Annotated in this window: 26 protein-coding genes and 1 other RNA gene; 15 read left to right on the top strand and 12 right to left on the bottom strand. The window is 62.7% G+C overall.

What is annotated here, in order from left to right; genetic code table 11:
• Positions 1-115 precede the first annotated feature (115 nt).
• Complete coding sequence (locus tag ACODTY_RS09075; protein WP_488993960.1) at positions 116-784, bottom strand: c-type cytochrome; 669 nt, start codon at positions 782-784, stop codon at positions 116-118.
• 191 nt (positions 785-975) lie between these two features.
• On the opposite strand from ACODTY_RS09075, the gene ACODTY_RS09080 reads away from it, so the two are divergent.
• Positions 976-1,704, top strand: coding sequence for a 3-deoxy-manno-octulosonate cytidylyltransferase (locus tag ACODTY_RS09080; protein ID WP_488993961.1), 729 nt, complete (start codon positions 976-978; stop codon positions 1,702-1,704).
• 12 nt (positions 1,705-1,716) lie between these two features.
• On the top strand, positions 1,717-2,583 hold the full coding sequence (locus tag ACODTY_RS09085) for a prephenate dehydratase (RefSeq protein WP_488993962.1): 867 nt from the start codon (positions 1,717-1,719) through the stop codon (positions 2,581-2,583).
• Positions 2,584-2,683: 100 nt separating this feature from the next.
• Here ACODTY_RS09085 and nudC read toward each other — a convergent pair whose 3' ends face one another.
• Together nudC and ACODTY_RS09095 are read right to left on the bottom strand one after the other, a co-directional pair.
• A complete protein-coding gene (nudC, locus tag ACODTY_RS09090) occupies positions 2,684-3,625 on the bottom strand; it encodes an NAD(+) diphosphatase (RefSeq protein WP_488993963.1) in 942 nt (313 codons plus the stop codon).
• A gap of 39 nt (positions 3,626-3,664) precedes the next feature.
• Complete coding sequence (locus ACODTY_RS09095) at positions 3,665-4,084, bottom strand: HIT domain-containing protein (protein ID WP_488993964.1); 420 nt, start codon at positions 4,082-4,084, stop codon at positions 3,665-3,667.
• A 235-nt stretch (positions 4,085-4,319) separates the two neighbouring features.
• On the opposite strand from ACODTY_RS09095, the gene ffs reads away from it, so the two are divergent.
• The 7 genes from ffs to ACODTY_RS09130 all read left to right on the top strand — a co-directional run bounded on the left by ffs (position 4,320) and on the right by ACODTY_RS09130 (position 11,357).
• Positions 4,320-4,416, top strand: an RNA gene (gene ffs / locus ACODTY_RS09100) — signal recognition particle sRNA small type.
• Between the two features lie 150 nt (positions 4,417-4,566).
• Positions 4,567-6,399 (top strand): DNA polymerase III subunit gamma/tau, encoded by a 1,833-nt coding sequence (locus tag ACODTY_RS09105; protein WP_488993965.1) that lies wholly within the window; start codon positions 4,567-4,569, stop codon positions 6,397-6,399.
• Positions 6,400-6,434: 35 nt separating this feature from the next.
• The gene (locus ACODTY_RS09110; protein WP_488993966.1) at positions 6,435-6,758 is read left to right on the top strand and encodes a YbaB/EbfC family nucleoid-associated protein; all 324 of its coding nucleotides are present in this window, start codon (positions 6,435-6,437) and stop codon (positions 6,756-6,758) included.
• 219 nt (positions 6,759-6,977) lie between these two features.
• Positions 6,978-7,670 (top strand): cell wall hydrolase, encoded by a 693-nt coding sequence (locus ACODTY_RS09115; RefSeq protein WP_488993967.1) that lies wholly within the window; start codon positions 6,978-6,980, stop codon positions 7,668-7,670.
• Between the two features lie 62 nt (positions 7,671-7,732).
• Positions 7,733-8,338: a recombination mediator RecR gene (recR, locus tag ACODTY_RS09120; protein WP_488993968.1), complete on the top strand. Its 606-nt coding sequence runs from the start codon at positions 7,733-7,735 to the stop codon at positions 8,336-8,338.
• A gap of 2 nt (positions 8,339-8,340) precedes the next feature.
• Positions 8,341-9,576, top strand: coding sequence for a lytic murein transglycosylase (locus ACODTY_RS09125; protein ID WP_488993969.1), 1,236 nt, complete (start codon positions 8,341-8,343; stop codon positions 9,574-9,576).
• Positions 9,577-9,689: 113 nt separating this feature from the next.
• Entirely contained in the window at positions 9,690-11,357 is a 1,668-nt protein-coding gene (locus ACODTY_RS09130) for a phosphoethanolamine transferase (RefSeq protein WP_488993970.1), read from the top strand.
• 4 nt (positions 11,358-11,361) lie between these two features.
• Here ACODTY_RS09130 and ACODTY_RS09135 read toward each other — a convergent pair whose 3' ends face one another.
• Complete coding sequence (locus ACODTY_RS09135; RefSeq protein ID WP_488993971.1) at positions 11,362-12,363, bottom strand: LLM class flavin-dependent oxidoreductase; 1,002 nt, start codon at positions 12,361-12,363, stop codon at positions 11,362-11,364.
• 246 nt (positions 12,364-12,609) lie between these two features.
• Between ACODTY_RS09135 and ACODTY_RS09140 the strand changes: the two genes are divergently transcribed.
• Positions 12,610-13,038 carry a DUF6481 family protein gene (locus tag ACODTY_RS09140; RefSeq protein ID WP_488993972.1) on the top strand — a complete coding sequence of 143 codons (429 nt, stop codon included), beginning with the start codon at positions 12,610-12,612 and terminating at the stop codon, positions 13,036-13,038.
• A 108-nt stretch (positions 13,039-13,146) separates the two neighbouring features.
• Here the strand turns inward: ACODTY_RS09140 and ACODTY_RS09145 are convergent, their stop codons facing one another.
• Together ACODTY_RS09145 and ACODTY_RS09150 are read right to left on the bottom strand one after the other, a co-directional pair.
• Positions 13,147-13,272 carry a hypothetical protein gene (locus tag ACODTY_RS09145; RefSeq protein WP_488993973.1) on the bottom strand — a complete coding sequence of 42 codons (126 nt, stop codon included), beginning with the start codon at positions 13,270-13,272 and terminating at the stop codon, positions 13,147-13,149.
• A 99-nt stretch (positions 13,273-13,371) separates the two neighbouring features.
• Positions 13,372-14,628 (bottom strand): DNA recombination protein RmuC, encoded by a 1,257-nt coding sequence (locus ACODTY_RS09150; protein ID WP_488994001.1) that lies wholly within the window; start codon positions 14,626-14,628, stop codon positions 13,372-13,374.
• A gap of 103 nt (positions 14,629-14,731) precedes the next feature.
• Here ACODTY_RS09150 and def point away from each other — a divergent pair, with 103 nt between their 5' ends.
• From def to truA, 4 genes are read left to right on the top strand one after another with little or no spacing between them, the layout of a single operon-like run.
• A complete protein-coding gene (gene def / locus ACODTY_RS09155) occupies positions 14,732-15,262 on the top strand; it encodes a peptide deformylase (protein WP_488993974.1) in 531 nt (176 codons plus the stop codon).
• Positions 15,263-15,270: 8 nt separating this feature from the next.
• Positions 15,271-16,224 (top strand): methionyl-tRNA formyltransferase, encoded by a 954-nt coding sequence (gene fmt / locus ACODTY_RS09160; RefSeq protein ID WP_488993975.1) that lies wholly within the window; start codon positions 15,271-15,273, stop codon positions 16,222-16,224.
• Entirely contained in the window at positions 16,221-16,730 is a 510-nt protein-coding gene (locus ACODTY_RS09165) for a GNAT family N-acetyltransferase (protein WP_488993976.1), read from the top strand. The genes fmt and ACODTY_RS09165 overlap by 4 nt, the downstream gene beginning before the upstream one ends.
• Positions 16,731-16,745: 15 nt before the next feature.
• Entirely contained in the window at positions 16,746-17,495 is a 750-nt protein-coding gene (truA, locus tag ACODTY_RS09170; protein ID WP_488993977.1) for a tRNA pseudouridine(38-40) synthase TruA, read from the top strand.
• Positions 17,496-17,504: 9 nt separating this feature from the next.
• Here the strand turns inward: truA and ACODTY_RS09175 are convergent, their stop codons facing one another.
• The 4 genes from ACODTY_RS09175 to dapD form a co-directional block, all read right to left on the bottom strand.
• Positions 17,505-18,098 carry a transporter gene (locus ACODTY_RS09175; RefSeq protein WP_488993978.1) on the bottom strand — a complete coding sequence of 198 codons (594 nt, stop codon included), beginning with the start codon at positions 18,096-18,098 and terminating at the stop codon, positions 17,505-17,507.
• A 6-nt stretch (positions 18,099-18,104) separates the two neighbouring features.
• The gene (dapE, locus tag ACODTY_RS09180) at positions 18,105-19,298 is read right to left on the bottom strand and encodes a succinyl-diaminopimelate desuccinylase (protein WP_488993979.1); all 1,194 of its coding nucleotides are present in this window, start codon (positions 19,296-19,298) and stop codon (positions 18,105-18,107) included.
• Positions 19,299-19,375: 77 nt separating this feature from the next.
• Positions 19,376-19,747, bottom strand: coding sequence for a DUF805 domain-containing protein (locus ACODTY_RS09185; protein WP_488993980.1), 372 nt, complete (start codon positions 19,745-19,747; stop codon positions 19,376-19,378).
• A 25-nt stretch (positions 19,748-19,772) separates the two neighbouring features.
• Complete coding sequence (gene dapD, locus ACODTY_RS09190) at positions 19,773-20,627, bottom strand: 2,3,4,5-tetrahydropyridine-2,6-dicarboxylate N-succinyltransferase (RefSeq protein WP_488993981.1); 855 nt, start codon at positions 20,625-20,627, stop codon at positions 19,773-19,775.
• A 144-nt stretch (positions 20,628-20,771) separates the two neighbouring features.
• Between dapD and ACODTY_RS09195 the strand changes: the two genes are divergently transcribed.
• Positions 20,772-21,611 carry an LOG family protein gene (locus ACODTY_RS09195; protein ID WP_156464933.1) on the top strand — a complete coding sequence of 280 codons (840 nt, stop codon included), beginning with the start codon at positions 20,772-20,774 and terminating at the stop codon, positions 21,609-21,611.
• Here the strand turns inward: ACODTY_RS09195 and ACODTY_RS09200 are convergent.
• The gene (locus ACODTY_RS09200) at positions 21,599-22,480 is read right to left on the bottom strand and encodes a DUF817 domain-containing protein (RefSeq protein ID WP_488993982.1); all 882 of its coding nucleotides are present in this window, start codon (positions 22,478-22,480) and stop codon (positions 21,599-21,601) included. The genes ACODTY_RS09195 and ACODTY_RS09200 overlap by 13 nt on opposite strands.
• Complete coding sequence (locus ACODTY_RS09205) at positions 22,477-23,184, bottom strand: pyrimidine 5'-nucleotidase (protein WP_488993983.1); 708 nt, start codon at positions 23,182-23,184, stop codon at positions 22,477-22,479. The genes ACODTY_RS09200 and ACODTY_RS09205 overlap by 4 nt, the downstream gene beginning before the upstream one ends.
• Positions 23,185-23,227 lie beyond the last annotated feature (43 nt).

Raw genomic sequence — 23,227 nt, forward strand, 5'->3', positions numbered from 1 at the left:
CATTGGCGACCGATGGGAACCGGCAAGACGGCCAATGTTCCTGGATCGAAGCCATTTCCAACAAAAAAGCCGGGTCGAACCCGGCTTTTTCATGGAGATGGAGATTACAATTTCGTTATTGAGCAGGCGCGGGCGCCGCACCTTCGGCCGGGGCTGCGCCATCTGCGGGCGCAGCCGCATCGGCAGGGGCCGCGCCATCTGCGGGCGCAGCCGCATCGGCAGGGGCCGCGCCGGCTTCCGGAAGCGGAACCGGGCTGTCGGCCTGGGTGCGGATGTACGCGATCAGGTTGGCGCGCTCGTCATCCTTCTTGATGCCGGCAAAGCCCATGGCCGTGCCCTTCACGAAGTTCTTAGGCGAGGTCAGGAAATGGTTGAGGTTGTCGAAGGTCCACTTTTCCGCGCCACCCTTGGAAAACTCCTTCATGCCGGCCGAATAGGCAAAGCCCTCATGCTCGGCAACCGGACGATCCACCAGGGACCAAAGGTCGGGGCCGACCTTGTTGGGGCCACCCTTTTCGATCGAATGGCAAGCCTGGCATTTCTTGAACACAGCCGCACCGGCGTCGGCGTCGGCGCTGGCCAGAAGCTCTGCAATCGGCTTGGCCGCATCGGCGGCACCCGCAGCCTCGCCGCCCGCGGCAGCTTCGGCAGCTTCAATGATGAAGCCCGGCTTTTCCGGAGAATGGGAGGCAAACAGCGAATCGGACACGATGCCGACCGAAAAAACGACGAAAACGGCGCCGAGCAGCCCGCCCAGGACCTTGTTGACCTCGAATGAATCCATGTGCCCCAGGCTCCCTTTTCCGGCGGACTGTCCCGTCCTCCGTCCGTCGGTATCTTCGCTCAGCCTGTCAGGGCTGCCAAATCGGGCGGAAACTAGGTCTTTTGCTCGGCTCTTGCAACACCTATAAGGGCGCTGCCAGTGAGACCTTTTGACACTTTTTTCCAAGTGATTTTCGAAGCACACATCCTCTGATGTCGACACTCATCCTCATTCCCGCGCGTATGGCCTCCACCCGCCTGCCCGGCAAGCCGCTCGCCGACATAGCCGGCGAACCGATGATCGTGCATGTGGCGCGGCGCGCCGCCGAGAGCGAAATCGGGCGTGTGGTCGTCGCCACCGACACGACGAGCGTTGCCGAGGCCGTGCGTGCGCACGGTTTCGAGGCAGTGATGACCCGTTCCAACCACGAATCGGGCTCGGACCGCATCTTTGAGGCGCTGCAGGCGCTCGATCCGGCCGGCAAGGTGTCTGTCGTCGTCAACGTCCAGGGCGACCTGCCGACCATCGACCCCGGCATCATCGGAGCATCGCTCGCCCCCTTGGCCGATCCGAATGTCGATATAGCAACGCTTGGCGTTGAAATCGTGCGCGAAGAGGAAAAGACCAATCCGAGCGTGGTCAAGATCGTCGGCTCGCCGCGCTCCGACACCCGGCTGAAGGCGCTCTATTTCACCCGCGCAACCGCGCCTTGGGGCGACGGGCCGCTCTATCACCACATCGGGCTTTACGCCTACCGCCGCGAGGCCCTTGAGCGTTTCGTCGCTCTCGGACCATCGCCGCTCGAGCGGCGCGAACGGCTCGAACAATTGCGCGCGCTCGAGGCTGGAATGCGCATCGACGCCGAAATCGTGCAGTCCGTGCCGCTGGGCGTCGATACGCCCGAGGACCTCGAGCGCGCCCGAGAGATACTTTCCAGATAGTCAGGTCGCATCATGATAGAAAAGACGAACAGAATAGCTTTCCAGGGCGAGCCGGGCGCCAATTCGGACACCGCCTGCCGCAATGTCTATCCGACCATGGAGCCTCTGCCGCGCCCCACCTTCGAGGACGCCTTCAACGCGGTCGAAACCGGCAAGGCAGATCTTGCCATGATCCCGATCGAGAACACCATCGCGGGCCGCGTCGCCGACATCCACTATCTTTTGCCGGAATCCAAACTGCACATCGTCGGCGAATATTTTCTGCCGATCCACTTCCAGCTGATGGTGCTGCCGGGCGTGGCGCGCAGTGAAATCAAGAGCGTGCACAGCCACATCCATGCGCTCGGGCAGTGCCGCAAATACATCCGCAAGAACAGCTGGAAGCCGATGGTCGCCGGCGATACCGCAGGCGCGGCCAAGCTCGTCGCCGAAAAGCAGGACCGGACGATGGCGGCGCTGGCGCCCACACTCGCAGCCGACCTCTACGGTCTCGACATCCTCGAAGAAAATGTCGAGGACACCGAGCGCAACATCACCCGCTTCGTCGTGCTTTCGAAAGGCCGCAGTTGGGCCGACCGCGCCGTCAACCACGGCAGGATGATCACAACCTTCGTCTTCCGGGTCCGCAACGTGCCGGCGGCGCTCTACAAGGCGATGGGCGGCTTCGCCACCAATAGCGTCAACATGACCAAGCTGGAAAGCTACCAGCTCGGCGGCGAGTTTACCGCAACGCAGTTCTACGCCGACATCGAGGGCCATCCCGACGATGCCCACGTCGCGCGTGCGCTGGAGGAACTGCGCTTCTTCTCGCGCGAAGTCCGCATTCTCGGCGTCTACGAGGCCAACGAATATCGCGAACTGGTGAGCGGCGGCTATTGAAGCGTGTCGCGATCGTTCACGACCGCTTCACACGCTTTAGCTCATTGATTTTGTGCATGTCTTTATCCCGAAACCGGTTCCCACTTTCGGGAGACATGCACTACTCGCCTTCCGCCCAGGCGCTGACAAGCTGGTGGGCGATCGCGCCCTTCGGTGGGATCGTCAGTCCGTCCGGGTGTTGTCGCGCCAGCATCAGCCGCACCTCGGCGCGGGAAAACCAGCGGCAATCCTCGAGTTCGCTGGCATCCGCATGGATATCGTCGTTGAGCGGTTCGCCATAGCAGCCGATCATCAGCGAATAGGGAAACGGCCACGGCTGGCTGGCGTAGTAGACGACGCGGCCCAGCCTTATCCCCGCCTCTTCCAATGTTTCGCGACGCACCGCATCCTCGATCGTCTCGCCGGGTTCTATGAAGCCGGCAAGCGCCGAATAGCTGCCGGGCGTAAAATGCTTGCCCCTGCCCAGCAAACACTTGTCCGCAGTCGCCGTCAGCATGATCGCAACCGGGTCGGTGCGCGGAAAATGGTCGGTCCCGCATGAAGGGCAATGGCGCCTGTATCCGCCGGCGCGCATCTGCGTTTGGCCGCCGCATCTGCCGCAAAAACGGTGGCTGGCGCTCCAGCCGAGCAATGCGGCAGCTTGCGCAAGCGCGCCGAGTGCCGCCTCATCGACCAGCCCTTGGATATAGATGGAGCGATGCTCGATCGCCTTGATCGTCTCGGGCAATTGTTCAGCGTCGAAATCGCCCGGGACGGCCAGAACCGGCCCGCGCTCGTCCACGCCAAGCAGGATCGCCTGTTGCATCGACGAGACGAGGCCGCCCAGTTCGCCGAGCGAGAACCAGGGATCGAACCTTTCGCCTTGCAGCTTGATCAGTGTCCTGCCGTCGCGCAGCACCAGCAGCCGCGCCGAAGGATCGGCCAGCGCCTTCTCCACGCAATCGTCGCTGCGGTGTTCGGACTGGCGCTCGATGCGGTTGCCGGCAAAGGCAAGGGACCTGCTGGGCTCGCGCTCAGGCGCATCAAAAAGACGAAAACTCATCGGGAAACTACTCGAAGCGACGGTTGAAAGCCGGCAGGTTCATAACGCCGCTTTGACCGTTTCTGCAAACCGGCGAAGATCGGAAATCTTGTAGGGTTCACGGATGCCGTGTCCCCAAACCGGTCCCGGCCATGCGGCGTCGCCTTCGGAGCGGGCTATCACATGCACATGCAGTTGCCGCACGATATTGCCGAGTGCGCCGGTGTTGATCTTGGTGCATCCGGTCACGCGCTTCAGCGCCTGCGCCGCCATATTGACCTCGAAGGTCAGCATGGCCTGGTCGAGCGGCGCCATGTCGTGGATCTCCTCGATGCCCGGCCGCTGCGGAATGAGCACCAGCCATGGCCAGCGACGGTCGTTCATCACGCGCAGTTCGCAAAGGCCGAGCCACATCAATTGCTCGCTGTCGGCCTCAAGCCGGGCGTCAAGCGTGAAACCGGCCTTCAGGCCAGGTAGCATGGGCGTTCCCCTTGAACCTGCAAGGCCCCCTGAGGCCCCGATACGTATGTATGTCCGGGAAGCGGATGAGCCGCCAGCTCCCCATTATAGCATTATCCGCGACGGCGCGTCCGACTGTTCGAACGCTATTGCGAGGCTTGCCCCGCTGCAAGCGTTTCATTGGCCCCAAACAGCATCCACGTTCGATTTCGACATGCACTTGCATTTCGGCATCGAATTGCCGATATGGAAGTCGGGAGGTTGGTGGTGGACGATCCACTCGCCAACCGGGTCAGGTCCGGAAGGAAGCAGCCCTAACGAGCCCGGAACGGGTCATTGTTCCAGCCTCCCACCTTCTTCACGGCCCTGTCTGGTCCATGTTGGCGGCCCATTTGCGCGGCACACCAGCATTGACGATGCGCGGTCGTGCGGGCGAAACTGGTTTGAGCAACCGGCGCTTCCGGTCGCGGTCCGTAGATCCTTGCTGGGAGCCGTCCTGATCGATGAATGAAGCTGGAACGAGCGGATCAGGCAACACCGGGGCAAAGCCGGCCACCGGCGCCTACCGCGTGCTCGCCCGCAAATACCGCCCTTCGAACTTTTCCGAGCTGATCGGCCAGGAGCCGATGGTGCGCACGCTTACCAACGCCTTTTCATCCGGCCGCATCGCGCAGGCGTGGATGCTGACCGGCGTGCGCGGCGTCGGCAAGACCACGACCGCCCGCATCCTCGCCCGCGCTCTCAATTACAAGACCGACGCCGTCGACCAGCCCAGCATCGACCTCTCCGTCCCCGGCGAGCATTGCCAGGCGATCATGGAGGGTCGCCACGTCGACGTCATCGAGATGGACGCGGCCTCCCACACCGGCATCGACGATATCCGCGACATCATCGATCGCGTGCGCTATGCGCCTGTGTCAGCGCGCTACAAAGTCTACATAATCGACGAAGTGCACATGCTTTCCACGCAGGCTTTCAACGGCCTGTTGAAGACGCTGGAAGAGCCGCCGCCGCACGTCAAGTTCATCTTCGCCACCACCGAAATCCGCAAGGTGCCGATCACCGTCCTGTCGCGCTGCCAGCGCTTCGACCTGAGGCGCATCGACGCCGGCGCGCTGGTCGCGCATCTCAGCGCAATCGCCGCCAAGGAAGACATCACAATCGACGACGATGCGCTGGCGATGATCGCGCGCGCCGCCGAGGGTTCGGCCCGCGATTCGCTTTCCATCCTCGATCAGGCCATCGCGCATGGCGGCGGCGGCGTCAGCGCCGAAGCGGTGCGCGCCATGCTCGGCCTCGCCGACCGCGCCCGCATCGTCGACCTGTTCGAGCATTTGATGAAGGGCGATGTCGCAGCCGCCCTTGCCGAGTTCCGCTCGCAATACGACACCGGTGCCGATCCGGCCGCCGTGCTGACGGACCTTGCCGAGTTCAACCATCTGGTGACGCGGCTGCGTTTCGTGCCGTCTGCCGCCGAAGACGCCTCGCTTTCGGAAGACGAGCGCCGCCGGGGCGCCGCCTTTTCCGAACAGCTATCGGTCAAGGTTTTGTCGCGCACCTGGCAGATGCTGCTCAAGGGCATTCCCGAAGTGCAAAGCTCCAACCGCCCGGTCAGCGCGGCTGAAATGGTGATGATCCGCATTGCGCATGCAGCCGACCTGCCAACGCTGGACGAGGCGTTGAAGTCGCTGGAAAGCGGCGCGCAGGCCTCGGCAAGTCCCCGACCCTCCACCTCTTCGTCGCCGGCCGGATCGGCTGGACGAGACAATGGCGAGACGGCCAGCGCAGCATCCACCGCATCGTTTGCGCCAGCTGGCAACGGCGCGCAGACCATGCGCCTGGTCGAGGCATCGCCCGCTCCGGCGGCCTTCACGCCGCCGCAGCCGATACCCGATGCCCAGCCGGCAATCTCCATCCGGTCCCTTGCCGACATCGCGGCGCTTGCCGAAGACCACCGCGACATGGCCTTCAAGATCCTCTTGAAGAAATACATCCGCCCTGTTCGCTTCGACGCCGACCGGCTCGACGTCAGTCTCACGCCCGATGCGCCCAAGACGCTGCTCAACGACCTTGCGACCAAGCTGCGCAGTTGGACGGGACGCAACTATTTCGTCTCGCTGTCGAAGGAGACGGGCGGGCCGACGCTGGCGGAAATGGACTCGGCGACGCGCGAAAACGCCTTTCTCGACGCGCGCAACGATCCCGCCGTCGCCGCCATCCTCGATCGGTTTCCCGGTGCGAAGATCATCGACGTCCGTATCCCGGATACCGCGCAAGGCAGCGGCGAGGCGGACGAGGACATGACTGCCGAGCCTCTGGTCGAAGACGACGACTGACGTTTCGACCCAACAATCAAGATGAAGGACCCACGATGAAAGATCTTCTCGGCCTGATGGGCAAAGCCAAGGAAATGCAGGCCAAGTTCCAGGCCATGCAGGATGAGATTGCTGAACTGGAAGCGACCGGCCAGGCAGGGGGCGGCATGGTCAATGTCACCTTGAGCGGCAAGTTCGAAATGAAGTCGCTGAAGATCGATCCGTCGCTGTTCAAGGAAGACGAGGTCGAAATCCTCGAAGACCTGATCCTCGCCGCCCACAACGATGCCAAGGCCAAGGTGGAGCAGGTGATGCAGGAAAAGACCAAGGCGCTGACCGCCGGCCTGCCTATTCCTCCCGGCATGAAACTGCCGTTCTAGCACAACCTTCGCGAGACGGTTTGGCGCGCCAAAAACACAAGATTGGCGCTCTGCCATCATTTTGCCGGAAACAGTCTCATTCTTGCCGCAACCTGGGGACGTGGCGGCAACACAGAAGAGAGACGTTTGTTGATCGCCAAGCGTTTGAAGGCGCCATGCGTGTTGGGCGCCGTGGGTTGTTTGTCCCTGTTAGCCGGTTGCAGCCAGACCACGCAGGGGATGTCCGCAGCCAACCTCGCCGACGGTGTCATGCCGGCCCACACAACCTCCTACCAATACACCATGAAAGACAGGACGTGCCTGCAGCGCGCCATGTTCTTCGAGTCCAACCGCTCAAGCCGCGAAGGCATGGTCGGCGTCGGCACGGTGGTGATGAACCGGCTGAAATCTGGCCGGCACGGCAATTCCGTCTGCTCGGTCGTCGGCGAACCCCGGCAGTTCGCGCCCGGCGTCATGACACGGCGCATGAACTCCAAGGCGATGCCCGATGTCGTTGCCGCCGCCGATGCGGTGCTGCAAGGCGAGCGCCACCCGAAGCTGAAGAACGCCATGTTCTTCCACACCGCCGGGCTAAAGTTCAAATACAAGAACATGCACTACGTGGCCGTTGCCGGCGGCAATGCCTTCTACGAGAAACGCGGCCGCAAATGGCAACCATTGCCGCCCGATTCCGCCTTCAAGGTTTCGGCAGCGGCCTCCGTGCCGGTCACATCGCAGACCGTGGCCGTGGCATCGGTCGCAAAGCCGGAATTGCCAGCCGCCACGCCGCCGGTTGCCGACAAGTCGATCGTGACGGCCTCGATTCCCCAACCGGAGCCGCAGCCCGTGATGGCATTCGAGCAGACGCCCAGCGACACCAGCGCGATCGGCGCGCTCATCATCAACCAGAACATGGCGTTTTCGGACCAGTAGACCGGCCTCGGCGGCTCGAGCAGATTGTTTTCAAGGGCGCGGAAAAATCCTACAACCGCGCCATGTCGAAGCGAATCGCCGGTCCTGAAATTGAACGCCTGATCCAGCTTCTGGCCAAGGTGCCGGGGCTCGGGCCGCGCTCCGCCAGGCGCGCCGCCCTTCACCTCATCAAGAAGAAGGAACAGTTGCTCGCGCCTCTCGCCGCGGCCATGGGCGAGGCGGTCGAAAAGGTGCGCATCTGCTCCACCTGCGGCAATGTCGACACGTCAGATCCCTGCATGATCTGCACCGATGCGCGCCGCGATCCGGCCACGCTCATCGTGGTCGAAGATGTTTCGGACCTTTGGGCGCTGGAGCGGGCGGCGGCGATGAACGTGCGATACCACGTGCTCGGCGGCACCTTGTCGCCGCTCGACGGCATCGGCCCCGACCAGTTGAACATCCGTTCGCTGGTGGATCGCGTTGCCGGCGGCGAGGTCAGGGAAGTCATTCTCGCCGTCAACGCCACCGTTGAAGGGCAGACCACGGCGCACTACCTGACCGACCAGCTTTCAGGCATGGAGGTCAAGGTCACCCGACTGGCGCATGGCGTCCCGGTCGGCGGCGAACTCGACTACCTCGACGACGGCACGCTTGCCGCGGCGCTGAAGTCGAGAACGGCGTTTTGACCATGGCGCTCCGCGTTTTCGCATCTGCGCTTTTCCTGCTTGCGGCCACATTCGCGCCGACGGCCTCGGCCGCCCAGATCGACGACCAGTTCCGCGCATGGCTCGCCAACGATTTGTGGCCGGAAGCCAATGCAAACGGCATCTCGCAAAAAACCTTCGATGCGGCGTTTGCCGACGTGAGACCAAACCTGAAGCTGCCGGACCTCGTCATGCCCGGCGAAAAGCCAAAAACCCCAAAAAAGCAGCATCAGGCCGAGTTCGGCTCGCCCGGCAGCTACTTTGCCGAGAAGACGGTGAAGGCGGTCACGGCGGGCGGGCGCTCGCGCGCGGCTTCCAATGCCAAGACCCTTGCCGCGATCGAATCTCGCTACGGCGTGCCGGGTGAAATCGTGCTTGCGGTCTGGGGCCGGGAATCCGGCTTCGGCGCGGCCAAGCTGCCTTACGACGCCTTCGAGGTGCTCGGCACCAAGGCCTTCATGGCCTCCCGCAAGGACATGTTCCGCAAGGAGGTGCTGGCGGCGCTGGAAATCGTCCAGCGCGGGCTGGTTGCCCGCAGCGCCATGAAGTCGTCATGGGCCGGCGCGCTCGGCCAGCCGCAATTCATGCCGACCTCGTTTCTCAAGCACGCGGTCGATTTCGACGGCGACGGCCATCCCGACATCTGGAACTCGACGCCGGACACGCTGGCCTCGATCGCCAACTACCTCGTCCACTATGGCTGGCAGAAGGGGCGCGACTGGGGCTTCGAGGTTGCCGTCCCGCAAAGCGTCTCCTGTTCGCTCGAAGGGCCGGACCGTGGCAAACCCATCTCGCAATGGGCTTCTATGGGCATTGCCCGCATCAACGGCAAACCGTTCCCCGCGCATGAGGCTAAGGCCGAGGGTTTTCTCCTGATGCCGGCCGGGCGCAACGGCCCGGCCTTCATCGTCACGCCAAATTTCTACGTGCTCAAGGAATACAATATGAGCGACCTCTATGCCCTGTTCATCGGGCATGGCGCGGATCGCATCGCCTATGGCGACAAACCCTTTTCAGGAAGCTGGGGTGCGGTCGGCGGCCTCTACCGTTCCGACATTGCGGCCCTTCAGCGCTCCCTTGAAGGCAAGGGCTACGATGTCGGCAGCGCCGACGGCCTGCCCGGCTTCAAGACACGCCGCTCGATTGGCGAATGGCAGGCGAAAAGTGGTGCCAAACCGACATGTTTTCCGGACGCCGGACTGATCAAGGCACTGAAATAGCTCGCTTCTACAGCAAGCTTGTGCGTTGGCGGCAAAGCCGCCGAAAGCGCCATAACACAGACACAATCGAGGCGGCTTGAAGACCCAGCCAACTTGATAATGTCGAGCCAGCCATGAAACTGCAGCGCCCCGTCATCGGCAGCACCGTTCTGTCGGTCCTTGTCGCGGCCTACCTGTTGTTCCTCAACAATGCGACCTTCTGGAGCAAGATTTCCGGGCATTTCACCGGGCATCCGGCGATGCTGGCCGTTCTCGGCGCAGCGATCCTGTTGCTCTACATCGTCTTCCTGGTCGCCTTCTCCGCGCCCTACATCATCAAGCCGGTGCTGATCGCGGCGGTCATGATCTCCGCCGGCGTCGCCTATTTCACCGATACGTTCGGCACCATTCTGGACCGCGACATGATCCAGAACATTGCCCAGACCACCGGGCCCGAATCGAGCCACCTGATCACGCCCGAATTCCTCCTGCATCTTTTGCTGTTCGGTGTCGTTCCCAGCCTGCTCATCCTCTGGGTCCGCATCGACCACAAGCCGTTCTGGCGAAAAGTCAGGACGAATACCGTGCTCTGCCTCGGGCTGGTCGTGGTCGCGGTCGCGCTGATCGGCAGTAATTTCCGCACCTACATCCCGTTCTGGCAGCATGAGCGCAAGGAGACGATGGTCTACCTCAACCCGGCCATGGCGCTGATAGGGTCCATAGACTACGGCATCCATCAATTCAGGGAGGCCAACATCGTCGCGCAGCCCTATGGCGAGGATGCGCGGCAGGGACCGAAACTTACGGACGCAACCAAGAAACGGCTGCTTGTGCTGGTCGTCGGCGAAACGGCGCGGGCCCAGAATTTCAGCCTCGACGGCTACAAGCGCGACACCAATCCCGAACTTGCCGCGCTCAACGTCCTTGCCTTCACCAATGTCACCAGTTGCGGCACCGCCACCGCCGTCTCGATGCCGTGCATGTTCTCCCATCTCGGCCGCGACGGCTATTCCAAGCGGTTGGCACTTGGGTCGGAAAACCTGGTCGACGTGCTCAAGCACGCCGGTCTCACCATCGAATGGTGGGAAAACAACACCGGAACCAAGCAGATCGCCGATCGCATTCCTACCACCATGATGACCGCATCGCCCGATCCGAAGCTGTGCAGTGGCGGCGAATGCCTCGATCAGGTTCTCGTCGACAAGCTTGCCGCGCGCCTCGACAATCTTGAGGGCAACGCCGTGCTCATCCTGCATACCATGGGCAGCCACGGCCCCGCCTACTACCAGCGCTACCCTGCCGACTTCGAACGCTTCAAGCCGGCCTGCCGAAAGGCGGAACTTGCCGATTGTTCCGCCGAAGAACTGACCAATGTCTATGACAATTCGATCCTTTACACGGATCACATCCTCGCCTCGATCATCGACGTGCTGAAGAAGCACGGCAACGACTACGCCTCAGCGATGTACTACATGTCCGACCACGGCGAATCGCTCGGAGAAAACGGACTTTACCTGCATGGCGCGCCCTATATGTTCGCGCCGGAGACGCAAAAGCGCATCCCGTTCATTGCCTGGCTGTCCGATGACTTTGCCGCCGCAAACGGCGTCGACATGGCGTGCCTGCGCACAAAAACCGGCGATGTCTTCTCGCATGACAACATGTTCGACACGGTTCTCGGCATGATGGACATCGAAACCAAGGTCTACGACGTCAAGCGCGATGCATTTGCATCGTGCCGCGGCAGCGCCGTTTCGCAGGCAGGGACCGCCTCGACGGGGTCGGTGTCCCTGTCCAAATAGCGCGTCAGGCGGCCTGCGCCAGCGAGCGCTGCACATCCGCGAGGATCTCGAAGGAGCGCACCCTTGCCGCATGGTCGAAAACCTGCGCCGTCACCATGAGTTCATCGGCGCCGGTTCTTTCCACGAAGGCTTCCAGACCCTGCTTAACCGTTACCGGCGAGCCGATGATGGCACAGGACAGCGCCTGCCCGAGAATGGCGCGCGCGGCCGGTTCCAAAGCCTCGGCATAACCCTCGACAGGCGGCGGCAGCTTGCCCGGCCTGCCGCTGCGCAGGTTGACGAAGGCCTGCTGCAACGATGTGAACAGATAGGCCGCTTCGGCATCGGTCGGTGCGGCCACCACATTCAGCCCCAGCATGACCCTTGGCTTGTCCAGATGCTCCGACGGCTCGAAACGCGACCGGTAGACTTCCAACGCATGGTCGAGTTCGGCCGGCGCGAAATGCGAGGCAAACGCATAGGGCAGGCCAAGCATCGCCGCCAGTTGCGCCCCATAGAGGCTCGATCCAAGGATCCACACCGGCACCTGCTCGCCTTCTCCCGGAATGGCGTGAACGCGCTGGCCTTCCGCCGCCGGCTGGAAATACCCCATCAGTTCCACGACATCGCGCGGGAAATTGTCGACGCCGGCATCGAGGTTGCGGCGCAGCGCATGCGCCGTCAGCATGTCGGTCCCCGGCGCGCGGCCGATGCCAAGGTCGATGCGGCCCGGATGGAGCGCTGCCAGCGTGCCGAACTGTTCGGCAATGACCAGCGGTGCGTGGTTGGGCAGCATGATGCCGCCGGCGCCGACACGGATGGTCTTGGTGCCGCCTGCGACATGGGCGATGACGACCGCGGTCGCGGCACTCGCGATGCCCGGCATGTTGTGGTGTTCGGCCAACCAGTAGCGTTTATAACCCAGGCGCTCGGCGTGACGGGCAAGATCGAGCGTGTTGGCCAGCGATCTGGCGGCGTCTCCGCCTTCAACGATTGGCGAGAGATCAATGACGGACAGGTCTGCCATGGGTCGGTTCCGCATTCAGGTCGCGCTGATATAGGAGCGCATCCCGGGCGCTGCAAACCAGCCAGATGCTATTCATCACTACTGCCAACCAGCCCCATGCACGCTCAAATCGACTGCGGCGACGGCCTTGGTGTCATCGCATTGCAACATTGCTTGAATTTCATGGCAGCCATGCTGTTTTGGCGCTTGAAGTCTTGTCTTCGGCGCGTATGTAAGCCTCGCGAATTTGACTCTAGGGAACTACACTTGGCTATCTACAGAGAAAAAGACATTTTCGAGCGGCGCAACGCCGCGAATGAAGCAAAGAAGGCACTTCTCGAACGTTTCAAGGCACGGCCTACGGAAGATGATCCTGCCGTCGTGGCCCGCAAGGCCGAGCGCCAGGCAATTCTTGCCGCCCGCGCCGAGCGTGACGCCGAGAAGGCAAAGCTGAAGCAGGAACGTCTTGCCCGCGAAGCAGCCGAACGCTCCGCCCGCGAGGCTGCAGCCGAACAGGCAAGGCTTGAGGCCGAGGCGAAGGCTGCCGAAGAAAGCAAGCTTCGCGAAAGCGAAGAGAATGAGCGCATCGCTCGTCTCCTCGCCGATGAAGCCGAACGCAAGGCCAAGCGCGACGCCCGCTACGCCGCCCGCAAGGCGCGCGTCGGCAGGACGCCTCCCGGCTTCGTCGCTCGCTGACACGTCAAGTCGAGCAAGTATCAAGGTCGCCTTGACGGCGGCCTTTGCAGTTCTGCGCACAAAAAAGGCCGGCAATCCCGCAGGATTGCCGGCCTTTTCTCGTTAAGACTACTTGTCCTTGATTCTGGTCGCCTGAACCGGCGGCGCCTTCGCGGCTGGCGCGGCAGCAGGCTTCTTGGCATCCTTCTTCGGCTTACGGGCTTCCTTGCCCGGCTTCATCGTACCTTTGGCCATGATTCGAATCCTCCAATGCTCGGCGCATGGAGTGAACCAAGACTTCTGGTTCCACGCAAGGGCAATGACAGCCGCCCACCGCAGCTTTAGCAGGCGAGCTTACTCGCCGTCTTCCACTACCCGCAGCCGCAACTGGCCGGTCTTGGAATCGGCTGTTCGCCGGCGCGCATCCGCCGTATCAGGCGCGCCGTCACTTTGCGCGTCGCCGACAGGACCAGCGAATTCGAGCGATTCGATTTTCTGCCCGCGCTTGGTCACCTTTGAGGTGGAGACGAGGATATCGTCTATATCCTTTGCGGCCTGGCCGAAATGGCCCTGCAGCTTGCGCACGCGCTCGTCGACGCGCGCCACGTCCTCCATCAGCCGCACCACCTCGCCCTGGATAAGGTGCGCCTGTTCACGCATGCGCGCATCCTTCAGGATCGCCTGGATGACTTGGATCGACAGCATCAACAGCGATGGCGACACGATGACGATGCGGGCGCGATGCGCGCGCTGCACCAGCGCCTCGAAATTCTCGTGGATTTCGGCGAACACCGATTCCGACGGCACGAACATGAAGGCGGTGTCCTGCGTCTCGCCCTGGATCAGGTACTTGTCGGCAATATCGCGGATATGCACCTCGATATCACGCCGGAACGCCTGCGCCGCGACTTTCTGCAGGTCGGGGCTTTCGGCGGCACGGATGGCATTCCACGCTTCCAACGGGAATTTCGCATCGATGGCCAATCTCGGCGCATCGTTCGGCATCCTGATCAGGCAATCCGGCCGGCTGCCGTTCGAGAGCGTCGCCTGGAACTCGAATGACCCCATCGGCAGCCCGTCGGCAACGATCGCCTCCATGCGCGACTGTCCGAATGCGCCGCGCGTCTGCTTGTTGGACAGGATCGCCTGAAGCTGCACCACCTGCCCCGCCAGCGACTGGATATTGCCTTGCGCGGTGTCGATCACCGCCAGTCGCTCCTGCAGTTTGGCAAGGCTCTCATGCGTCGATTTCGTCTGCTCGCTCATGGTCTGGCCGAGCCGGCCGGTCATGGCGTCGAGGCGCTGGCCGATGGATTGAGTCAACTCCGCCTGCCTTGCGCCGAACACATCGGCGATCGCGCCCATGCGGCCCTGCATTTCGGCCTGGCTTTGCAGGATATCGGCCATGCGCGCCTCGGTGTCCCGGGCCTGTTCGGCAGCTTCAGCCGCCGCTGCGGTGCGAGCCTTGGCGCTGCGCCACAAGGCAATGACGAGAGCAACGAAGAGCCCGACGAACACAAGCGCCCCGAAGGCCAGCAACTGCCCCAGCGAAATCACGGTCGCGCCAAGGCGGATAATGGGTTCGGAAAGAATGCTGCTCATCTCGTTCATCATCACAGCATATCCGATTCGGCAGGCTTCGACAGATCAAAACGTGAACAGGATTATGTAAGCGTAGTTGACGCGTTGGGGCCGAGGCCTTACGTGAAACGCCATGACGATCAAGCCGCTTATCATCCTTCCGGATCCCGTCCTGCGCGAGGTTTCAAAGCCCGTCGAAAAGGTCGACGCGCCGCTCCTGAAATTGGCCGACGACATGCTGGCGACCATGTATGACGCCCCCGGCATCGGTCTCGCGGCCATACAGATCGGCGAGCCGCTGCGCATGCTGGTGATCGACCTCGCCAAGGACGACGAGACGCCCGCGCCGCATCTCTTCATCAACCCCGAAATACTCGAAAGCGGCGACGCGCGCTCGGTCTACGAGGAAGGATGCCTGTCGATCCCCGATTACTATGCAGAGGTCGAGCGGCCGGCCACGGTGCGCGTGAAATATCTCGACCGTGACGGCAAGGCGCAGGAAATCATGGCCGACGGCTTGATGGCGACCTGCCTGCAGCATGAGATCGACCATCTCAACGGCGTTCTGTTCATCGACCATATCTCTAAGCTCAAGCGGGATATCGTGATGCGGAAGTTCAAGAAGCTGGCCAAGGACAAGCCGGCCGGCCGGATGGTCGGATAAAGGCGGCAATGGCCCTTCGCGTCATCTTCATGGGCACACCGGATTTTTCCGTTCCGACGCTCACTGCAATCGCCGAAGCTGGCCATGAAATCGTCGCCGTCTTCACGCAGCCGCCGCGCGCGGCAGGCAGGCGCGGTCTGGAACTGACGCCCTCGCCGGTGCAGCGTGAAGCCGAACGGCTTGGCGTCCCTGTCCATGTGCCCACCTCCCTGAAAAGCCATGAGGCTGAAGCCACATTCAAGGCGCTGAACGCGGATGTTGCCGTGGTCGTCGCCTACGGCCTGTTGCTGCCCAAACCGGTTCTCGATGCGCCGCGCCTCGGCTGCCTGAACGGCCATGCGTCGCTTTTGCCCCGCTGGCGCGGTGCCGCGCCCATCCAGCGCGCCATCATGGCCGGCGACAGCGAAACCGGCGTCATGGTGATGCGCATGGAGGAAGGGCTGGACACCGGCCCCGTCGCCATTGGCGAGACGGTTGCAATCGGCCCGGACATGACGGCCGGTGAACTGCACGACACGCTGATGGCGGGCTGCGCCAACTTGATGGTGGAGGCCCTAGCCAGACTGGAAGCCGGCTCACTCGTCTTCACGCCGCAGCCCGAGCAGGGCACGATCTACGCGAAAAAAGTGGAAAAGGCCGAGACTCGCGTCGATTGGCGCTTGCAGGCGAGCGCCGTGCATAACCATATTCGCGGCCTCTCGCCTTTTCCGGGCGCCTGGTGCGAAGCGGAAATCGGCGGGCGGGCAGAGCGGTTGAAACTGCTTCGCTCTACCCTTGGCGAAGGCTTGGGCCCTGGCGAAGGCCGGGGCGAGCCGGGAGGAATCCTCGATGACCAACTGACGGTTGCCTGCGGTTCAGGCGCGGTCAGGCTGGTCGAAGTGCAACGGGCGGGCTCAAGGCCCGTCTCTGCCTCGGAGTTCCTTCGTGGCGCAAGACTGGAAAAAGGAATGAAACTGTCATGAGCATGATGTCGATCAGAGCGGCAACGCCGCGCGACCGCGAGGCAATCCGCCTCGTTGAAGAGCATGCATTCGGCCAGCAGGCCGAAGCCGGCCTTGTCGATGCGCTGGTCAGCGACGGCGACGCCGTCGTCGAACTGGTCGCGGTGGAAGACGGACAGGTCGTCGGCCACATCCTGTTTTCGCGCCTGCTGGTCGAACGGGCCGGCAAGACCTTTCCTGCGGTGGCGCTCGCGCCGCTTGCCGTCGAGCCATCGTTCCACGGCACGGGCATTGGCGGCGCGCTTATCCGCGAGGCCCATATCCGGCTGAAGGACGGCGGCGAGAAACTGGCCGTGGTTCTGGGCGATCCGGCCTATTATGGCCGCTTCGGCTACAGCCACGACCGTGCCGCCAGCTTCGAGAGCGACTACCAAGGCGAGGCGCTGCAGGCATTGGCATGGCAAGAGGCACCGGAAAACGGCAAGCTCGTCTACGCCTCGGCTTTCAACACAGCGCTCGCGGCCTGACCCGGCAATCCGGGAATGCCGCGCTATCGCCTCGACATCGAGTATGACGGCGGCCCCTATGCCGGCTGGCAGCGCCAGGCCGACCAGCATTCGGTGCAGCAGGCAATCGAGCAAGCGGTCGAGAAGTTCAGCGCGCAGGCCGTTTCGCTGCGCGGCGCCGGCCGCACCGACGCCGGCGTCCACGCGACGGCACAGGTAGCGCATCTCGATCTGGACAAGGACTGGCGCCCCGATACGGTGCGCGATGCGTTGAACGCGCATCTGCAACAGGCCGGCGAGCGCGTCGCGATCCTCAAGGCCACACGGGTTCCAGAGGATTTCGACGCCCGCTTTTCGGCGCTCGGCCGCCACTACCTCTACCGCATATCCAACCGCCGCTCGCCCCCCGCGCTCGACAAGGGCAAGGTCTGGTGGGTGCCGAAACGCCTGGATGCCGAAGCCATGGACAGCGCCGCCAAGGTGCTCTTGGGCCGGCACGACTTCACCACATTCCGCTCGGCCCAATGCCAGGCCAACAGCCCCTTGCGCACGCTTGACCGCCTTGACGTTACGCGGTCTGGCGACGATATCGAAATCCGCGCCTCGGCCCGCTCATTCCTGCACAATCAGGTTCGCTCCATGGTCGGCTCGCTGAAGCGCGTCGGCGAAGGCGCGTGGACCAGCGCGGACCTCAAGGCGGCGCTCGATGCGTGCGACCGATCCGCCTGCGGTCAGGTCTCGCCGCCGGACGGGCTCTACCTCGTGGGCGTGGATTATCCCACCTAGGCTACAAGCTTAGGCGGGAAGCTCGATGCCAAGCAGGCTTTGCAGGCCGAACAACACGGCCAGTGAAGCGATCAGCATGCCGGTAAAAACAGCCGAGCCTACAGCCGCGCCCTTGGCGATGACGGCGTTGGTCATGCGCCATGTCAGGACCATCGACAAAAGGAAGAAAAACAGCGTCAACAACGCCACGAACTGGTCCGTCGAGGGCAGGAAAAGCCTGACCAGCGCCGACGGCAGCAGCATCCAGGCGATAAGCGCCGACGCCCAGTTGCTGGCCACGACATAGGGCACGAAGCGCGTCGCAATGCCCGCGTAGCGGGAAACGAAGGCAAGGGCGACCAGCGGCAGCGTCCAGGTTCCTACATCGACCAGCGCAACACGGATCAGCACGCCAAGCCGGCCGGAAAAAGCGTAAGGATCGCCGATCTCGTTGGCAATGCCCACCCAGCCGACGACGAGCGCAGGTGCCGCCACCACCAGAGCGAAGAATGAATTCCAGAAGCCGTCTGCCGAAAGGTCGAGCAGGCGCACTCCGTCAGACTTGCCCATCATCAAGTGCCAGGCGCCGGTGAGTGATGTCTGGATCTCATCCGCCGACAGCATCTTCTGTTAGCCTCGCTCGAACCAGTCGGCAATGAAGCGCTGGTAGATCTGCGTCAGCGTCTCGAGATCGGCCACCGCGACGCGCTCGTCCACCATGTGCATAGTCTGGCCGACAAGGCCGAATTCGACCACCGGGCAATAATCCTTGATGAAGCGCGCGTCGGAGGTTCCACCCGAGGTCGAAAGAGTCGGGCTCTTGCCGACGACCGCCTTGACCGAGCCGCTCAGCGTCTCGATCAGCCGGTCATCTCGCGTCAGGAATACATGGCTCGGGCGGTCGCGCCAGAGAAGATCAAACTCGATTGCTTCCTTGCGGCCGGCCCGGTATTTCCGCCTGCGGCTGGCAACGTCCAGCCGGTTGTGTATCTCCGCCTGAATGGTCTCCGCCGTCCATGTGTCGTTGAAGCGGATATTGAAGGCAGCTGTCGCCTTCGCCGGGATGACGTTGGTGGCGGGATTGCCGACATCGACCGAGGTGACCTCGAGATTGGTCGGCTGGAAATCCTTCGTGCCCTTGTCGAAGACCGGGTACAGCAAGGCATCGACCAGCGTCATCAGCCCGCGTACCGGATTGTCCGCCAGATGCGGATAGGCGGCATGGCCCTGCCGCCCATTGACGGTCAGCAGGCCGGAGATGGAACCGCGCCGGCCGATCTTTATCATGTCGCCCAGCACGTTCGGGTTGGTCGGCTCGCCGACCAGCGAGGCATCCCACTTCTCGCCCTTGGCCGCCGCCCATTCGAGCAGCTTGACGGTGCCGTTGATCGAAGGGCCTTCCTCGTCGCCGGTAATCAACAGCGACACCGAACCCCTGGGTCCGCCGTTTTCAGCGACGTGGCGCGCCATCGCCGCGATGAAGCAGGCGATGCCGCCCTTCATGTCGACTGCGCCGCGCCCATACATTTCGCCGTGGGCGATTTCGGCGGCGAAAGGCGGATGCGTCCATGCCGCTTCGTCGCCCACCGGCACGACGTCGGTATGACCGGCAAACATCAGATGCGGCCCGTTGCCCGAACGCCGCGCATAGAGGTTCTCGACATCTGGCGTGCCATCGTCTGAAAAAACCGGCCGCTCGATGTCAAAGCCCATCGGCTTCAGCATCTTCTCAAGTGCCGTAAGCGCGCCGCCCTCGGCAGGCGTCACGGAAGCGCAGCGGATCAGCGCGGCGAGGTTTTCAACGGGGTCAGTCGGCAGCATCATGGGCAAAGCGATAGTCGAAACGACGGGGACTGTCACGGCCTGACCGTGAGGCCAGCTGCAACATGGCAAACGGAGCGTCAGGCCGGCGCGTTGGTGCGCTGGCCGTAGCGGTTCGGCCCCTGCTGGCCCGGAAACAGGCACAGCACGAAGAAGGCAACTATCGATATCACCGGCACGAAAAGCACGACCGCAGCCAATCCCGTCTTGCCGAGATCGTGCAGCCGCTTTACCGCCAACGCAACATTCGACCAGAGGGAAGCCAGGAAAACGACCATGAAGGTCATCGACCATAGCACGCTCTCCGGCGTTCCCTCCATCACCAGCGTGAAGCGATAGAGAGGAAATGCCTGCGCGATCGCCACCAAAAGGCCGCCAAGGAAATAGGCGGCCCGGCTGACACGGCCCGAAATGCCGAAGAAAAGCCAGAGAAGCTGCGGTCTTTCAGCCACGCGGTTCGTCCTGTTTCTCCAACAATCAGTCGCGCAGCAGCTCGTTGATCGAAGTCTTCGAGCGGGTCTTTGCATCGACGCGCTTGACGATGACGGCGCAGTAGAGGCTCGGCCCCGGCTCGCAGTTCGGCGAAGGCTTGCCCGGCAGCGAACCGGCGACGACGACAGAATTGGCCGGCACCTCGCCATAGAACACTTCGCCGGTCGCGCGATCGACGATCTTGGTCGACTGGCCGATGAACACGCCCATGCCCAGAACCGAACCTTCGCGCACGATGCAGCCCTCGACCACTTCCGAGCGCGCGCCGATGAAGCAGTTGTCCTCGATGATGGTGGGGCCGGCCTGCATCGGCTCCAGCACGCCGCCGATGCCGACGCCGCCCGACAGGTGCACGTTCTTGCCGATCTGGGCGCAAGATCCGACCGATGCCCAGGTATCGACCATCGTGCCAGAATCGACATAGGCGCCGACATTGACGAAGGACGGCATCAAAACCGCGCCCGGCGCGACATAGGCGGAGCGCCGCACGACGCAGGACGGCACGGCACGGAAGCCCGCCTTTTCGAAATCCACAGCGCCCCAGCCCGAGAACTTGGAAGGCACCTTGTCCCACCAGTTGCCGTCGCCCGGCGCGCCCTTGATGATTTCCATCGGATTGAGCCGGAAGGACAAAAGAACCGCCTTCTTCAGCCACTGATTCACATGCCAGCTGTTGTCGGCGCGCTTTTCCGCCACCCGCACTTCGCCGCGGTCGAGCAGGTTCAGCGCCGCCTCGATCGCATCGCGGACCTCGCCGCGCGTCGCCGTCGAAATGCCGTCGCGTTCCTCAAAGGCCTTGTCGATGGTCTGTTCGAGGTTCGCAATATCGGACTTCGACATGAGTTGCTCCACTACACGTGCTGTTAAGGGGCGGCTCTTAACCTGTTTGTAAGCCGCGCGGACCCTATTTGAAGGTAGGAAGAGGGTCAATCGCGGCTGCGTCACGGGACGGCGCTGTTGGGCGGCAAACTTGGGGAACTTCATATGAATCCGATGGAAAAAGCCGGATGGACGCCTCTGCCGCACTCGGACGAGGATCTGGAGCGGGCAAAAAGCGCTCCTGATACGCCGCAGACGCGTGCTGCGACTTATCGTCTGGCGTGGAACGACGAAGAGTTCATGACCCGGCGCGAGCTGCGCCCGGTGCGCCTCCAGCTCGAATTGCTGAAGCCGGAGATGATTCTCGCCGAGCGCGGCATCCGTTCCACCGTCATCCTGTTCGGCGGCGCGCGCATCCCGGAACCCGGCGGCGACGCCTGGGCAGCAAAGAACGAGACGCAAAAGCGCAATCTCGAAGAAAACAGCAAATATTACGAAGAGGCGCGCAAATTCGCCCGGCTGTGCTCGCAGCAGTCGGCCACCACCTATTTCCGCGAGTTCGTCGTGGTTACCGGCGGCGGGCCGGGCGTCATGGAAGCGGGCAACCGCGGCGCCGACGATGTCGGCGCGCCGTCGATCGGGCTCAACATCGTCTTGCCGCACGAGCAGGCGCCCAATGTCTATGTTACGCCGGAGTTGTGCTTCAACTTCCACTATTTCGCGATCAGGAAGATGCATTTCGTCATGCGCGCCAAGGCGGTCGCGGTCTTCCCCGGCGGCTTCGGCACGATGGACGAGTTCTTCGAGACGCTGACTTTGATCCAGACCGGGCGCATGGAGCGCGTTCCCGTCATCTTGTTCGGCACCTCGTTCTGGCGGCGCGCCATCGACCTCGATTTCCTCGCCGAACAAGGCACCATCAGCCCCGGCGACCAGGACATCATCGACTTCGTCGATACGGCCGACGAAGCCTGGGAGATCATCAAGAAGTTCTATCGGCTGTAGCTTGTTCGTTCGCTCTCGTCGGCTTCGAGCGGCTGCGGCCGGCGAACGAGCGTAACTAGCACGAACGATATGATCATCAGTAGATACCAGGAGCCGAGCTTGCCGATGCTCACCGGCGTCCAGGCGTTGTGCTGGCCCGGATAAATCCAGGCTCGCGACCATGTGCCGATGTTCTCCGCAAACCAGATGAACAGCGCCACCAAAACGAAGCCGAGCAGAAGCGGCATTTTCAGGCGAAAGCGAAAGACGCGGTAGTGCACGAAGGTGCGCCAGTAGAGCGCGACCGATGCCGCGAAAAGCCCGTAGCGCAGATCGAGCGTGAAATGGTGGGCGAAAAAATTGACGTAGATCGCCACGCACAGCACGACCGTCGCCCATAGCGGCGGATAATGCGAATAGCGCATGTCGAAGATGCGGCTGATGCGGGCGAGGTAGGAACCCACCGCGGCATACATGAAGCCCGAAAACAGCGGCACCTCGCCGATGCGGAAGAAGTTCGCCTCCGGATAGATCCATGAACCGGCCGAAGTCTTGAACAGCTCCATCACCGTTCCGACCACATGGAATACGAGGATGACCTTGGCTTCGGCCCCGGTTTCCAGCTTGAACACCAGCATGGCGACCTGGATCGCCAGCGCCGCCAGGAACAGGAAGTCATAGCGCGCCAGGATTGCCTGTTCCGGCCACAAAAGCCTCGTCGCCAGGATCAGGAACAGCATCGCCCCGCCAAACAGGCAGGCCCAGCCCTGCTTCAGGCCGAAGACCAGGAATTCGACAGCCGCTCCGGAGAGGCCGCTTGCAGGCAATTTGTCGAGAACGCGGTGGGCGGCGGCATCGATCGCCGCCTCTACCGAGGTGAAACGCGTCAAGCCTGCCCTTCCACGATGGCGCTCAGGAAGCTTGCGAGATCGTCGGTGACAAAATCGACATCGTCCTCATTGTCCGGGTCGCTCTCCCAGATCTCGGAAAATGTCGGCTCGAAATTGCGCGGCACGATCAGCACCGTCGTCATGCCCAGCGCCTTCGGCACTGCAAGGTTGCGGGCGAGATCCTCGAACATCACGGTATTGTGACCCGTCACGGCGTGCAGCGAAGCAAACTTCTCATAGGTCTGGCGGGCCGGCTTCGGCGTCAGGCCGGCGGCGACGATGTCGAAGATGTCGTCGAAATCCTCGAGGATGCCCAGCTGGCGCGCGGCCCGCTCGGCATGGCTGCGATTGCCGTTGGTGAAAATGAACTTGCGCCCCGGCAATTGGCGGATGGCTGCACCCAGAACCGGATCGGGCACCAGCCATGAATAGTCGATGTCGTGAACCCGCATCAGGAAGTCGTCGGGATCGATATTGTAGCGCTTCATCAAGCCGTTGAGCGTCGTGCCATATTCGAGATACAGCTCCTTCTGCAGCTTGCGGGCCTCGTCGCGCGGCAGCGTCAGAAGTTCCTGCACATAGGCCGTCATCCGCACGTCGATCTGCGCGAACAGATTCGAATGATGCGGATAAAGCGTGTTGTCGAGGTCGAACACCCAGTCGGTGACATGGGCAAAGCGGGCGGGATCGGGAAGCTCGGTCATATGATCCTTATGGCATGAAACGGCGTTCGAGGGGTGGAGATTT

The organism is Mesorhizobium sp. FG116, from assembly GCF_057809835.1.

Bases quoted from the DNA above. Each gene is read 5' to 3' on its own strand.
- ACODTY_RS09145 (WP_488993973.1), bottom strand. From the start codon at position 13,272: ATGGCCAAAGGTACGATGAAGCCGGGCAAGGAAGCCCGTAAGCCGAAG.
- nudC (WP_488993963.1), bottom strand. From the start codon at position 3,625: ATGAGTTTTCGTCTTTTTGATGCGCCTGAGCGCGAGCCCAGCAGGTCC.
- dapE (WP_488993979.1), bottom strand. From the start codon at position 19,298: ATGATGCTGCCGACTGACCCCGTTGAAAACCTCGCCGCGCTGATCCGC.
- def (WP_488993974.1), top strand. From the start codon at position 14,732: ATGACGATCAAGCCGCTTATCATCCTTCCGGATCCCGTCCTGCGCGAG.
- ACODTY_RS09130 (WP_488993970.1), top strand. From the start codon at position 9,690: ATGAAACTGCAGCGCCCCGTCATCGGCAGCACCGTTCTGTCGGTCCTT.
- ACODTY_RS09175 (WP_488993978.1), bottom strand. From the start codon at position 18,098: ATGCTGTCGGCGGATGAGATCCAGACATCACTCACCGGCGCCTGGCAC.
- ACODTY_RS09195 (WP_156464933.1), top strand. From the start codon at position 20,772: ATGAATCCGATGGAAAAAGCCGGATGGACGCCTCTGCCGCACTCGGAC.
- ACODTY_RS09150 (WP_488994001.1), bottom strand. From the start codon at position 14,628: ATGAACGAGATGAGCAGCATTCTTTCCGAACCCATTATCCGCCTTGGC.
- ACODTY_RS09115 (WP_488993967.1), top strand. From the start codon at position 6,978: ATGTCCGCAGCCAACCTCGCCGACGGTGTCATGCCGGCCCACACAACC.
- ACODTY_RS09105 (WP_488993965.1), top strand. From the start codon at position 4,567: ATGAATGAAGCTGGAACGAGCGGATCAGGCAACACCGGGGCAAAGCCG.
- ACODTY_RS09125 (WP_488993969.1), top strand. From the start codon at position 8,341: ATGGCGCTCCGCGTTTTCGCATCTGCGCTTTTCCTGCTTGCGGCCACA.
- ACODTY_RS09075 (WP_488993960.1), bottom strand. From the start codon at position 784: ATGGATTCATTCGAGGTCAACAAGGTCCTGGGCGGGCTGCTCGGCGCC.
- ACODTY_RS09135 (WP_488993971.1), bottom strand. From the start codon at position 12,363: ATGGCAGACCTGTCCGTCATTGATCTCTCGCCAATCGTTGAAGGCGGA.
- ACODTY_RS09110 (WP_488993966.1), top strand. From the start codon at position 6,435: ATGAAAGATCTTCTCGGCCTGATGGGCAAAGCCAAGGAAATGCAGGCC.
- ACODTY_RS09085 (WP_488993962.1), top strand. From the start codon at position 1,717: ATGATAGAAAAGACGAACAGAATAGCTTTCCAGGGCGAGCCGGGCGCC.
- truA (WP_488993977.1), top strand. From the start codon at position 16,746: ATGCCGCGCTATCGCCTCGACATCGAGTATGACGGCGGCCCCTATGCC.
- dapD (WP_488993981.1), bottom strand. From the start codon at position 20,627: ATGTCGAAGTCCGATATTGCGAACCTCGAACAGACCATCGACAAGGCC.
- ACODTY_RS09095 (WP_488993964.1), bottom strand. From the start codon at position 4,084: ATGCTACCTGGCCTGAAGGCCGGTTTCACGCTTGACGCCCGGCTTGAG.
- recR (WP_488993968.1), top strand. From the start codon at position 7,733: ATGTCGAAGCGAATCGCCGGTCCTGAAATTGAACGCCTGATCCAGCTT.
- ACODTY_RS09165 (WP_488993976.1), top strand. From the start codon at position 16,221: ATGAGCATGATGTCGATCAGAGCGGCAACGCCGCGCGACCGCGAGGCA.
- fmt (WP_488993975.1), top strand. From the start codon at position 15,271: ATGGCCCTTCGCGTCATCTTCATGGGCACACCGGATTTTTCCGTTCCG.
- ACODTY_RS09080 (WP_488993961.1), top strand. From the start codon at position 976: ATGTCGACACTCATCCTCATTCCCGCGCGTATGGCCTCCACCCGCCTG.
- ACODTY_RS09205 (WP_488993983.1), bottom strand. From the start codon at position 23,184: ATGACCGAGCTTCCCGATCCCGCCCGCTTTGCCCATGTCACCGACTGG.